Origin of the sequence: Celerinatantimonas diazotrophica, from assembly GCF_004339545.1 — a bacterium.
GTDB lineage: Bacteria > Pseudomonadota > Gammaproteobacteria > Enterobacterales > Celerinatantimonadaceae > Celerinatantimonas > Celerinatantimonas diazotrophica.
The window spans coordinates 513,857-527,367 of the sequence record NZ_SMGD01000012.1 but is presented as its reverse complement, the minus strand read 5'-3'; the positions used below and the strand labels follow the sequence as shown (position 1 = coordinate 527,367).

The 13,511-nt window shown below is 43.5% G+C and carries 11 protein-coding genes and 1 riboswitch; of the genes, 1 reads left to right on the top strand and 10 read right to left on the bottom strand.

The genetic code is table 11. The features are described from left to right. Positions 1 to 338: 338 nt before the first annotated feature. On the bottom strand, positions 339 to 1,349 hold the full coding sequence (locus EV690_RS08625) for an adenosine deaminase (protein ID WP_131912574.1): 1,011 nt from the start codon (positions 1,347 to 1,349) through the stop codon (positions 339 to 341). Between the two features lie 86 nt (positions 1,350 to 1,435). Then, positions 1,436 to 1,535: riboswitch (purine riboswitch) on the bottom strand. 542 nt (positions 1,536 to 2,077) lie between these two features. Between EV690_RS08625 and EV690_RS08620 the strand changes: the two genes are divergently transcribed. Then, positions 2,078 to 2,584: a hypothetical protein gene (locus EV690_RS08620; RefSeq protein WP_165872703.1), complete on the top strand. Its 507-nt coding sequence runs from the start codon at positions 2,078 to 2,080 to the stop codon at positions 2,582 to 2,584. Here EV690_RS08620 and rraB read toward each other — a convergent pair. From rraB to nudF, 9 genes are all read right to left on the bottom strand, one after another. After that, complete coding sequence (rraB, locus tag EV690_RS08615) at positions 2,581 to 2,964, bottom strand: ribonuclease E inhibitor RraB (protein WP_131912572.1); 384 nt, start codon at positions 2,962 to 2,964, stop codon at positions 2,581 to 2,583. The two genes, EV690_RS08620 and rraB, sit on opposite strands and share 4 nt — an antisense overlap. Next, on the bottom strand, positions 2,965 to 3,729 hold the full coding sequence (locus tag EV690_RS08610; RefSeq protein ID WP_131912571.1) for a 1-acylglycerol-3-phosphate O-acyltransferase: 765 nt from the start codon (positions 3,727 to 3,729) through the stop codon (positions 2,965 to 2,967). A 101-nt stretch (positions 3,730 to 3,830) separates the two neighbouring features. Continuing rightward, entirely contained in the window at positions 3,831 to 6,098 is a 2,268-nt protein-coding gene (gene parC / locus EV690_RS08605; RefSeq protein ID WP_131912570.1) for a DNA topoisomerase IV subunit A, read from the bottom strand. A 16-nt stretch (positions 6,099 to 6,114) separates the two neighbouring features. Further along, positions 6,115 to 8,532, bottom strand: a complete 2,418-nt coding sequence (locus EV690_RS08600) for a putative bifunctional diguanylate cyclase/phosphodiesterase (protein ID WP_131912569.1) — start codon at positions 8,530 to 8,532, stop codon at positions 6,115 to 6,117. Positions 8,533 to 8,544: 12 nt separating this feature from the next. Continuing rightward, positions 8,545 to 10,437, bottom strand: coding sequence for a DNA topoisomerase IV subunit B (gene parE / locus EV690_RS08595; RefSeq protein WP_131912568.1), 1,893 nt, complete (start codon positions 10,435 to 10,437; stop codon positions 8,545 to 8,547). Then, a complete protein-coding gene (locus EV690_RS08590) occupies positions 10,430 to 11,026 on the bottom strand; it encodes a YqiA/YcfP family alpha/beta fold hydrolase (RefSeq protein ID WP_131912567.1) in 597 nt (198 codons plus the stop codon). The genes parE and EV690_RS08590 overlap by 8 nt, the downstream gene beginning before the upstream one ends. Positions 11,027 to 11,065: 39 nt before the next feature. Then, on the bottom strand, positions 11,066 to 11,893 hold the full coding sequence (gene cpdA, locus EV690_RS08585; RefSeq protein ID WP_224054921.1) for a 3',5'-cyclic-AMP phosphodiesterase: 828 nt from the start codon (positions 11,891 to 11,893) through the stop codon (positions 11,066 to 11,068). 48 nt (positions 11,894 to 11,941) lie between these two features. After that, positions 11,942 to 12,385 (bottom strand): DUF1249 domain-containing protein, encoded by a 444-nt coding sequence (locus tag EV690_RS08580; protein ID WP_224055062.1) that lies wholly within the window; start codon positions 12,383 to 12,385, stop codon positions 11,942 to 11,944. 22 nt (positions 12,386 to 12,407) lie between these two features. Beyond that, the gene (gene nudF / locus EV690_RS08575) at positions 12,408 to 13,055 is read right to left on the bottom strand and encodes an ADP-ribose diphosphatase (protein WP_131912565.1); all 648 of its coding nucleotides are present in this window, start codon (positions 13,053 to 13,055) and stop codon (positions 12,408 to 12,410) included. Positions 13,056 to 13,511 lie beyond the last annotated feature (456 nt).

The following is a 13,511-nucleotide window of genomic DNA, read 5'->3' as shown; positions in this document are numbered from 1 at the left end:
TATTTAATTTACAACCTTACTACTCTATTACATCAACAAAAGTTACGATCATTAACACCGAGTTAACGCAACGCTCTATTGCAACATGACATATAAAATACATGTTGTCGCGAGCTTCGATGAAAAGTTCACGTCTTAACTGATCCGGATCAAATTGATATGTTAGGTTACATAAAAAGTCGCTTGTTCTAAGGGCAACATGCCAGAGGATAGCAAGACTTCTACCCAGCAATTCGGAAGCCAAACATGGCGTATTCTGAATGACGCTCACTTCATTCGGTCCGATAAAAATTAAAAATCCCCGTGACCCGAGGATTCCAAATCAGAGCGATGCTCCTTTAACCTATGTATGATTGCATATAATCAAACACTTCCTGACGGAGCTTTTGTTTGTCATCTTCATGAATGAAGCTGGCGTTAATAGCATTGATACTGAATTTCGCTAACTGTTGATGCGTTAGCGCAAATACATCAGCAATAGCATGAAAATTCTGATTCATGTAACCACCAAAATAAGCGGGATCATCTGAATTTATGGTGACACACATGCCTTTATCAAGCAGCTCAACGATATTATGTTCACGCATATTCGAGAAAACTTTGAGCTTAATATTAGACAGAGGGCAAACCGTCAATGGCATTTGTGACTCGATGAGTTGCGCCACCAAAGCGGAGTCTTCAACACAGCGCACCCCATGATCCACGCGATTAACATGGAGTGATTCAATAGCCGTGCGAATATTCTGAGCAGGGCCTTCTTCACCAGCATGAGCTACTCTTTTAAAACCAAGCCGTTCGGCTTTGGCAAAGACTCGAGCAAACTTCTGTGGAGGATTGCCTTGCTCGGAGGAATCAAGGCCGACACCAATAATCAACTCACGATACGCCAGTGCCTGATCCAAGGTTTGGAGTGCACTATGTTCATCTAAGTGACGCAAAAAACACAAAATCAGATGACTGGTAATTCCTAACTCCTGACGCCCCTTTTCCAGCGCTTGAATAATGCCATTGATAACGGTTTCAAATGCAATCCCCCGCTGGGTATGGGTTTGGGGATCAAAAAATATTTCGCAATGCCGGACGTTTTCTCTATGGCACTGCAATAGGTAATGCCAAGTTAAATCGAAAAAGTCTTGCTGGTATAACAGGACATTAGCCCCTTGATAATAAATATCTAAAAATGACTGTAAGTTGCTAAATTGGTAAGCTGAACGCACTTGTTCTGGACTGCTAAATGGAATTTTAACCTGATTACGCTGCGCCAACTCAAACATTAATTCAGGTTCTAATGTTCCTTCGATATGCAAATGCAGCTCTACTTTGGGTAAACCTTGGATAAACTCTCTCATCATCACTCCGAGCATCAATGATTTGATAAGAGGTGCTTTCTAGTTGCAAATACAAAGAGAAAAGCACCTTGACCTGATTCCATCAGATCTTGAACTTTACTCTTCGTAATCAGAATTTTACGGAATCTGGTAGAGACCCCCACACCCTATTAGTGGGGTTATACGAAGTGTTTTCCCATCACAATCTTGAAGGGAAACAAGCCGCTATAATACACGATTTTGCTTATGTTTAAATCGTTCCATTACAGCCACTCTCGTTGATGGATGACAAAACAGCTTCTTTGGTTAACCAGATTGTTGGTCACTGGCTATTTGGCTTTCACTCTTGTTAATTGTACTGATGTCCGCTTGACCAACAGCTTATTAATATTAACTGACTCTTAGGCCGAGTGTAATAGACATGGCAAATCATATAGCATTAAGCCAAAAAGTGATGAGCCCGGGCAAAATTAATTTCAAGTCATAGCCGTAACTATAACCATCAATTGTTGACAAATTGTTAATTTTCGATTATTTAATGAGCTATATGCCAGTTAAACGTAAACATCGATTAATGCGGCTACTGATTAAACCAGCCAGTAAAAGACATTGATCTATTAAGATAAAATAAAAATATATGTTAAAAGAATAATAAAACTAATAACTGTCATAAATTAGCAATATATTTCATCTATAACCGATTGTAATTATATACAATCTCGTCATAAATTTATTCTATAGTTAAAAGTATGGATGAGGAATATGGGCTATTAGAAATGAAAGAAATTTTATTTTTATCGATCGATGAAGATATTCGTGCGCAGCTCGCGCAGGAGTATTTTAATCATTGGTGTCAACAGCTAAATTTACCCTACCATGCCAGCGCTAGATTATTTCTGACCCGTGTTCCAGAGCCGCCTTTAGGGCTGTTAAACCAATCCTTGCATCACCTTCTCACGTGGCTTGCGATGTTTGGCTCATTTGGTCATGCGCATAGTAACGATCCCATTGGGACCTTAGGTGCAGTGAGTTACCAGGAGATGCAAGATGCGCTATATCTATTCTCTTTGGAGTCAGCCAACCATCCATTATCGATCGGCCAATGTTACCCCGAACTTCATTCTAAGGTACGGTATTTCACATTTAATGATCAAGAAGCTGAGTCGATCACCATTAGCACTGAATTATTACTCAATCAGGTAGACCAATGGATTGCTCAGCTCTCGTCACAGCCAAGCTCTAACCACGGGATTTAACCCTCGGTTGAGGCAAAATCATCTTCGCCGTCAGGGTCTTCAAAATAAGTCCCCCATCCATCATAAAAGACTTTTTCATCACCACACAGCCGTACTAGCTTAGCGACATCAGCTTTAATGGCTGCGGCATCAAGAGGCAATTCGGCGATCACATCAAAACTAAACACAATCGCACCATCATCTAGCTGGACTTCTTCCGCGTCAGTGACTTCGTATCCCGCTTTAAAAAAATCCACAGCGGCTTTTTCGAGCGCCTTGAAATCACTGCTCGCAAAATGGTGTTCTATCGTATAGATAGCATCTGGATCACTGCCATCAGCAATTAAATGGGCAATAATAGCATCGGTCTCTTCTTGCCACTGTTGAATAAGTTGCTCCATTTAGACTCCTTTAACCTCAGCACTCATACAATGACTATAGTCTGCTGCATTGCCTCGAGCCTCAATTGTTAATTCACAAATCCGCTGTTCCATCATCTGATGTAAATTTTGAATTTCTGTTCGTACTTCAGGTTTGCGCCACTGAGAACAATCAATGCTTTCTCCGACTTCAACAATGACGCGACCATTATTCCAACGATTGAGTTTTACCTGCTGATAGGTGGATGAACAACAAACAGGTACAATCTTTTCTTTCGCGGCTCTGGCCAAATGAAATGCGCCCGCTTTAAACGGCAACAACCCTTTGCCATAACTGCGCGTTCCTTCTGGAAACATCCATACTGATAAATGACGTTGGCGAATTTTTTTGGCGCTCTGACGAAGTGTTTCAGCCGCCCGTGAACCTTTGTCACGGTTGATCAAGATATTGCCACTAAGCCAGTATATCTGCCCGAATAATGGGATCCAGACTAGGCTTTTTTTACCAATAGTCACAGTTCCTGGGCGCAAGGCATAAGGCAACGTCACCATATCACAGTTACTTTGATGGTTTGAGATATAGACTGCTTGCTTGGGTAGCGAAGCTTTATCTTTATAACGAACTTCGACTTTCAGCCCAACTAAAAAGCTGAACCAAGCAAACATTCGGCCAAATCGATAAACAGAATCTCGGTGACGAGGACGAATCAGACTATAGAGACAACTAATTACAAATATTACGATTAACGCAACTAGCATCAGTACAATACGGATAAATGCGAGCATGATTTCGACTCTGTACAAAGAAGGGCTGCGAGTATACGCGCCGGTTGAATGATGAACAAGGGATGAGTCAAAATTAATCAACACACCCCTACATAAAATATTTAAATTTGTTCGGTATCGGGCATTTCAATCAAGACCTCGTCGACCCGCTGCAATCCTCGTGGTAATTTATTTCCACGGCGGCCTCGTTCGCCTCGATAATGTTCCAGATCCGACGGTTTTAAGGTCAATTTTCGTTTGCCGGCCCAAATTGTTACATTTGCATCCACCGGTAACACAGCCAATGTCTTGACATATTCTTCACGACTTTTGACTCGTGATGATGGAATACCAATGATCTTATTACCTTTCCCTTTAGACAGTTCAGGTAAACTACTGATTGGGAAAATCAACATTCGACCTTCATTCGAAACAGCCAAACACAAATCATTTTCCAACGATCCAACTGGTTGCGGTTTTAATACTTTCGCCCCCATAGGAACATTAAGTAGTGCTTTACCGTTACGTTTTTTGCTAATCATATCGGCGAACGAACAGACAAAACCATAACCAGCATCACTGGCCAACAGATATTTCTGCGATTCATCTGCGGCAACGACATGGCTAAAGGTTTCACCCGGCGCTAGATCAAAGCGCCCGGTTAATGGCTCTCCTTGGCTACGTGCTGATGGCAACGTATGCGCCTCTAGCGCAAAACTACGACCGGCTGAATCGATAAACACGACAGGCTGATTACTCTTACCATGAGCACTATCAAGATACTGATCACCAGATTTATAATTCAAACCAGGGGCATCGATATCATAGCCTTTAGCACTGCGTGCCCACCCCATCTGCGAAAGCACAATGGTAATGGGCTCTGCTGGCACTAGATCTTTCTCTTTTAAGCCTTTGGCCTCTTCGCGTTCAACCAATGGCGACATACGTTCATCACCATAAGTCTCGGCATCAGCTAAAAGTTCTTTTTTAATCAGCGTGTTCAGACGACGTTCCGAACCCAACAATTTTTCTAATTGCTGGCGTTCTTTATCTAACTCTTCTTGCTCACTACGAATTTTGATCTCTTCAAGTTTCGCGAGTTGCCGCAATTTGATCTCTAAAATCGCTTCGGCCTGTTTTTCTGTCAGCTCGAAACGGCTCATTAACGCGGCTTTAGCATCATCCTCATTCCGGATGATTTCAATAATCTCATCAATATTTAAAAAGGCAATCAGCAACCCGGCCAAAATGTGCAAGCGGGCGAGCACTTTATCAAGACGGTACTGCAAGCGGCGACGCACAACATCGCGGCGATATTCTAACCACTCGTTCAGAATTTGCAGCAGATTTTTCACCTGTGGGCGCCGGTCTAAACCTAGCATGTTAAGATTAACACGATAGTTTTTCTCAAGATCGGTCGAGACAAACAGGTGATCCATCAACATCTGAATATCAACTCGATTAGAACGCGGTGTAATGACAATCCGAGTTGGGTTCTCATGGTCGCCTTCGTCTCGTAAATCTGCGACTAAGGGCAATTTCTTAGCCTGCATTTGCGAGGCAATCTGCTCTAAAATTTTTGCGCCAGAAGCTTGATGGGGCAGCGCGCTAATGACAATTTCCCCTTCTTCAACTTCATAGACCGCACGCATTTTGAGACTTCCCCGGCCAGTTCGATAGATCTTAGCAATATCGCTTGCTGGAGTAATGATCTCGGCATACGTTGGATAATCAGGGCCTTTAACAAACTGCAGTAAATCGGTTAATTCAGCTTTAGGGTGATCCAAAAGATGCGCACAGGCATTAGCGACTTCACGCGCATTGTGCGGTGGAATATCAGTTGCCATACCAACTGCAATGCCAGTAACACCATTAAGCAGAATATGCGGCAAGCGTGCTGGTAATGTAGCAGGTTCTTGTAGCGTTCCATCAAAGTTAGGCCCCCATTCAACGGTGCCCTGGCCTAATTCACTTAACAAAACTTCAGAAAATTTGGATAACCGGGCCTCGGTGTAACGCATAGCCGCAAATGATTTAGGATCATCGGGCGCACCCCAGTTTCCCTGACCATCGACCAACGGATAACGATAAGAGAACGATTGCGCCATCAGCACCATCGCCTCATAGCAGGCAGAGTCGCCATGTGGATGATATTTACCCAAGACATCGCCAACGGTACGCGCTGATTTTTTATACTTAGCGCTAGCCGAAAGGCCGAGTTCACTCATAGCATACACGATACGTCGTTGTACTGGTTTTAAACCATCACTGATATGGGGCAGCGCCCTGTCCATAATCACATACATGGAATAATTCAGATAAGCTTGTTCGGTAAATGTCCGCAACGGTTGGCGTTCAATACCTTCCAGGCTGTCAGCCATATCACTCATGGTGAAGTACCTTCTCCTATTTGAGATTGTTATAAGTCGGGGGGGGTGTTCTTAATGACAAAATCTGCGAGCTATTCTGATGCTCCCAGATCTGTTCGGCAGGCATAGGCTTGCCAATATAATACCCTTGGGAAAAATCCACTCCGATCCGGTGTAATTCATGATTCAGTTGCTCGTTCTCTACATATTCAGCAATCGTTAATAGCCCTAAGTCACGTGCGATGCGGCATATGGAGCGCACAAAATAACGGTTTTTATGGTTATTCAAAATATCATGAACAAACGAGCCATCGATTTTAACATAATCAAGCGCTAACTCACGCACCGAATGGAATGAAGAATACCCAACGCCAAAATCATCTAAGGCAATTGCGCAACCAATCGACTTAAGTTTTTCAATATGTTCCTGTGCTTTGGCAAAATCGGGCAACGCTGCCGTTTCAGTTATTTCAAATATAATCAGCTCGCCCGGAATCGACCAATGTTTAATTTCGGCAATAATTTGCGTAATAATACCGGGCATGCTAAAGGAGCGAGCCGAAAGGTTAATCGCTAACCGGTCGCGACAATTATATTTAAGATTTGTTGCCAACCGGCAGAGGGCCGCTCGAACCACCCATAAATCGATTTCAAAAATATAACCGTTATTTTCGGCCGCTAAGATGAGCTCCAATGGCGAGATCATCTGGCCATTGTCACCTCTAATTCGCAATAGCACTTCGTAATGGCGGATCTGATCAACTCGATTATCTCTGATCGGCTGAAAATACAGAACTGTTTGGTGGCGTTCAATTGCGTGTTTTGCTAAATCCAGCCAGAATTGACGCTGAATTAAATCGCCATTTTGGTGTTCAGGTTCATAGATGACCGAGCAATGCTTTCCCTGTGATTTAGCCTGATATAGACACATATCGGCTTTACTAATCAGCCCTGCATAAGTGCTATCATGTTCCGGGAAAACAACCAGACCGATGCTCATCGAAGCCGAGTGAACCGTCTCTCGTCCAGCCACTTTTATCTCACCTAAACGATAATTAATACGTTCAGCAAATCGTTTTGCCAGAGGCGGTGATAAACCATCGATATAGATAGCAAACTGATCGCCTGAAAAACGGGCCAATATCGCATCTTCAGGGATGATCCGCCGCAACAACTGACCGATCTGCAGTAACATCTGGTCACCACAATGATGACCGCTTAAGTCATTGACATAACGGAAGTTATCTAAATCCATCAGCATCAAGCAACCAGCGGTTTGTAAGCGAATCCGTTTTTGTAAGAGTTGCTCAAAATGACGCCGATTTGGCAATTGGGTAAGGTGATCATGTTCAGCTAACCACTCAAGTTCAGCCGCCCGATTTTGCAGTTGTTTTTCCAGATGCTCTAACTGATAGGACAATGTCACCGCTTCTTCGCCAAGCTTATCCGATTCATCAATCAACCAAGACGAGCGGCTATTTACAATGGCCTGACGAAACTGACGAAAGCTAGAAGTTGCCAGCATCGGCAAACTATAAGTGAGTTGGCGCACTCGCACCAGCGGATGCCGCAATAACGCAGTCAACAGTAAAATGGCTAACACTAACGAACAAATACCGTAAATCACATTGTTCCGATTTGCCTGCCGAAAATTCGCAACCAGGCCATTGATCGAATTAAACTGAACGAAAAAAATAGGCAATTTAGCGGTAGTGTTTTGAATCTGGAAACTCACCAACTCTGTCGCCTGTCCTGCATTGAAAAAATCTCGCAGGCCATTTGCGAGCTCTTGAGCTGTTGTCTGGTTAATCAGTTGACCGATATGAGCACTAATCTTCTGACTCGAATAAAGCAGTGCAACTTTATGGTTCGACTGAATCGCCATTAACAGGTGTCCCTGGCGACTGGTCTCTGAATAACTGCGATATAACTTAGCAGCCTCAATACCATAGATGAATGAGTAGCTTTGACCTTGATGCTTAAACTGCGTATCAAAATAGACATTACACTGAGAATAACAATCGAGCACCCACTTATGTTGCCCTCTTTTATCATTTTTTTTAAACCAGTTCACAATCACTTGGGAATGGGAGTTGTTCTTCGTAGGCCAAATAGTCTGCTGCTCAGGCGTTACAATGATGGTCTCGGCGAGCGGAATGGGAGAATTTTCTTTAAGGAGCTGATTAATAGCCTGAGCATGTTGCTGATTAATCAGCAGATGGGGTTTGTGGTTTAACGAAAGATTAGTCAACAATTGCAGTTGACGCCCCACATCAATGTAGTGCTCATTAAATAATGTCTGCTGATGATGAATTGTTTCTATACGCTCTGTTTCGAAAAAATGCCTGATGTTGATATAATTTAACGCGACAAGGCCGCCAAAAATAAGCAGCAATAGCCCCGTAATTGACAGTAAAGTTTTACTTAAAATACCAACATACAGGTTTTTTACCACACAGGGCTCCGTTTAAATCAAGTCTATCGCCATATTTCCTTTGGCTTCGAGCCAACATCGACGGTCACTAGCACGTTTTTTAGCAAGCAATTGATCCATTAGATCCATGGTGCCTTCATAATCGTCAATAGTCAGCTGAACTAACCGGCGAGTATTGGGGTCCATTGTCGTCTCACGCAGCTGGAGTGGATTCATCTCCCCGAGCCCTTTAAAGCGCTGAACATTTACCTTACCACGTTTTTTGTTCGCTTCAATTCTTGCCAAGATTGTCTCTTTCTCACCATCATCGAGTGCATAAAAAACTTCTTTGCCGACATCAATACGATACAGTGGTGGCATGGCTACAAAAATATGGCCATTGTCAACAAGAGGCCGGAAATGCCGGATAAACAATGCACAAAGCAACGTGGCAATATGGAGCCCATCCGAGTCAGCATCTGCCAAAATACAGATCTTCCCGTAACGCAATTTTTCCAGCTGGTTACTATCGGGATCAATCCCCAATGCCACAGAGATATCATGAATTTCCTGCGAGGCCAATACATCAGCGCCATCGACTTCCCAGGTATTCAGAATTTTACCGCGCAACGGCATAATGGCTTGGAATTCACGATTTCGGGCCTGTTTGGCACTTCCTCCGGCTGAATCACCTTCGACTAAAAACAACTCACCACGCAGCGGCTCTTGTGTTGAACAGTCGGTCAACTTACCGGGCAGAGCCGGACCATTAGTGACTTTCTTACGAGCAATTTTTTTACCAGAACGTAGTCGCTTTTGAGCATTACTGATAAAAAATTCGGCTAACTGCTCTGCTTCAGCGGTATTCGCGTTCAGCCACAGACTAAACGCATCTTTAACAACACCAGAAACCAACGCTGCACATTGGCGAGAAGACAAACGTTCTTTGGTCTGTCCGGCAAACTGCGGATCCTGAATTTTTACCGAGAGAATATAACTGAGCCTGTCCCAGAGATCATCGGGGGTCAATTTCACGCCACGAGGGAGCAAATTACGGTACTCACAAAACTCCCGCATGGCGTCAGTTAACCCTTGGCGTAACCCATTAACATGGGTACCGCCTAACGGCGTCGGAATAAGGTTCACATAACTTTCGGTGACGCCCTGTGGACTTTCAGGCAACCACGTCAACGCCCACTCGACACCATCTGTTTTGGTGACAATTTCACCGCAAAACGGCGTTTGTGGCAGCGTTTCTGAGTCTTCAACCGCCTGAGTAAGATAATCATTTAAGCCGCCTTCAAAACACCAACTCTGTTTTTCATCTTTCACTTCATCAATAAATTCGATGGTTAAGCCTGGGCATAATACCGCTTTGGCTTTTAACAGATGAGCTAACTTACCCGAGGCAAATTTAGGAGAGTCAAAGTATTTAGCATCTGGCCAAAAATGAACGACAGTCCCGGTGTTTCGCTTACCAACAGTGCCAACGACTGATAAGTCTTTAACTTTAAAACCGTCAGCAAATTCCATCTCATAACGCTGGCCATCACGTTTCACTTCCACCTCAATTTTCGACGAAAGTGCGTTCACAACCGATATTCCGACCCCATGCAAGCCCCCTGAAAACTGATAGTTTTTATTAGAGAATTTGCCACCTGCATGCAGTCGGGTAAAAATAAGTTCAACCCCACTCACCCCTTGTTCCGGGTGAATATCGACAGGCATACCGCGCCCATCATCAGAGACTGAGAGAGACTGATCAGCATAAAGCGTTACGGTAATATTGCGAGCAAATCCGGCGATTGCTTCATCAACGCTGTTATCAATCACCTCTTGGGCCAAATGATTTGGGCGGTCTGTCTCGGTATACATCCCTGGCCGACGCTTCACCGGATCGAGCCCACTTAAAACCTCAATAGCATCTGACGTGTATTCGTTAGTCATTATTATCCAATTTTTCGTAAGTCATAAAAAAACGCATGATCGCAGGGACATATCGCTTAAACTCGGCAAAACCATGTTCACCGCCATTTTCTACCGTCTGTTTGGTATGTGGATAAGCAACCAGTGCTTTTTGGTAGTCGAGCACTTCATCGCCTTTTTGCAACATCAGCCACTGCTTCACACTTGTGTCATCCGGACTGATTCGCAGTTGCTCCAACTCATCCAGATGATGTTGACACAAACGGAATCGTTCCTGAGTATATGGATGCACATGTTCCCCCAACAGCATCGGAACCATCGATAAATCAGCAACAGGATTAACCAATACTGCGGGTAAATCGTAATCAAGAGAAGCACGTGCTGCAAATAATCCACCTAATGATGAACCCACCACTCCGAGGATCTGACCTTGGAAGCTCTGCATTATCTCACAGATCTGACTCCAAGCGGGTTTTGGATAACAAGCCAATTGCGGCGAGATCAATTCAATGGGGCTATGAGTTTCTGAAAGATATTGTGCGATGCACTTTCTTTTGAAGGATTGACTACTTCCCTGAAAACCATGCAAAAAAAGTAAATAACGTGTCATCTATTATCCTACATTAGATGGACAAACAGCCGGCACAAATTAATATCCCTGAGACTGGGCATCCGGCAGAAACTGTTGACCAGCTAGACGTCTCACTCGAGAGTGAATTTCGCCATTTGCCCGCAGTTTCAAATAACGGTACCCAGGTTGCTGACGGTCCAGCGCAAATTCTTTCGACAGTGGCAAAAACTGAATACATGTACTCGGAGAAGCAATATAAGCCAGTTGTGCGCTCTGATATTCAAAATTCTGGTGAATATGACCGAATAGTACCGCTTTAACCTGCGGATGAGGTGCAATCACCTCATGAAAAGCATCCGCATTTTTTAAGTTATGTTGATCAAGCCAGTTGCAACCAATAGAGCAACTCTGATGATGCATTAAAATAAGCGCATGTTTTTGAGGATATTCGCTGAGCGAACGCGCTAGAAAATCTAATTGCTCCGGCTCTAAATAGCCATGGGGCTTCTCTGTAACCTGAGTATCCAGCAAAATTAACTGCCAATGATCACTCACCAGCTGCTTGGCACGACTTAATCCTTTTTGGCTGAGCGTTTGATGCATAACCGGCTGCCAATCATGGTTACCTGGCAACCACAAAATCGGCTTTTCTAAAACACTGACTGTCTCCACAAAACGCTCATATGAACGCGCACTGTGATCTTGAGAAATATCCCCAGTAGCCATAACCCAATCAAAAGGGATGTCATCTTGCTGAATTTGAGCTATGACCGCTTCTAACGAAGCTAACGTATTCACTCCCAACAGTCCCATGGCTGAGTTAGCAAATAAATGAGTATCGGTCAGTTGCAACAGCCGTAAGTCGCCGTCTGAATCAACATGAGTAAAAATTTTTTCAAATTCCACAATGTTATCTTACTAAAAAGTGTTGACTATCGGCCGAACGGGTATTCGTTATGCATCTACGGCCACTCGATGTTTTAAACAATAATGCAACCAATCATATAAAAACAGATTAACTTGTTGTTTTTCATCTTGCTGATACATCTGATGATTCGGATAATCATAGCGTGGCTTAAGCTTTGAAATCTGCTGACTTGAGCACACTTCAGCCAACGATGCATCGTGATAAAGTTTCACCACCATATGTGGTTCTTTTAAACCAGGCAAAGCGTGACGATAGCGCTGGCAAATCGCGAACACGGACGTATAGCGTGTTTGTTCACAACATTTTAGTTCGAAATCCCCGGTAAAAACAGGCGAAGACTGCCCCGACGGACGCAATCTCAGTTGTTCGCCAGGTTCCATTTCAGTCGGAAACATCCGACAGAACAACAGATAATTTGCTGAATAAACCTGCATCAATTTATTCAAGTCAACGCGATATTTTTTTACCACTGAATCCAAATCAATCTCCTAGCTATTGGCTAATCGGGGCATACCCCCAGCGTTGGCGCAACTGGTTCACATTCAAAGCGAGCCATTGTAACGCAATCAACGCTGCGGCGTTATTAATTCGTCCGGTTTGTGTCAGCTCAAAAGCATGTTCACGAGTCAAAATATGCACCTGAATATCTTCGTTCTCTTTAGCCAAACCATGTACACCACCGGCATCGCTAGCATCCACTTGAGCAACATACAGATGAATCTGTTCAGTCATCCCGCCAGCACTTGGATAATAGCTATAGAGTTTTTCTATTTCTCCCAATGATAATCCAGACTCTTCAACGGATTCACGGCGCGCAACATCTTGTGGGTCCTCGCCCTCTTTATCTAGCATACCTGCCACTAATTCAAGTTGCCAAGGCGATTGTGCGGTTGGATACGCGCCGACCCGAAATTGCTCTACCATCACGACCTCATCACGTTGTGGGTCATAAAGTAAAACGGCTGCGGCGTGGCCGCGATCTAATACTTCGCGACTAAACCAATCGCTCCAGCCACCTTCAAATAAACGATGTCGTAATTGGTAGCCATCTAACTTAAAAAATCCATGGTACAACGGTGTAACTTCTTTCACTTCAACATCATTGCGATCAAAACGAGCAACATCAATATTATTTTTCATGCCGTATCCTTAGAGGGCTGTTGACCTTTTGTAATTATTTTTTCAGCAATCTGAGGCTGATTTAGGCAAGACGAACATTTTGCCGTTCACTCTTTTAACTCAGGATAAATCTCTCTCAGATACTGCCTTCTTGGTTCATTTAAACGCATCCTGAACTTTGTTGCACCCTACTTGCTTAACTCATTAAGCGGCACAAAATTGCATCGCGTTCAAAATGCGTTTAATTTGAACAAAATTCAACCACCAAAGGTCAACAGTCCCTAGATATTTGAAAATCATTTCAAACTGTGACAACAACTGTCTCCTATTGTCCTATTTAATATCTCGCGTGTAAAAGTCAATTGCCTAGGCAATCAAAATTTCGTAGTATTGTAGCCCTATAATCACTAGATACTTTTGCAATATCCGCATACCTTTATAGTTTATATGTATCTTGAGGTATTCCTCTGAAGGCAA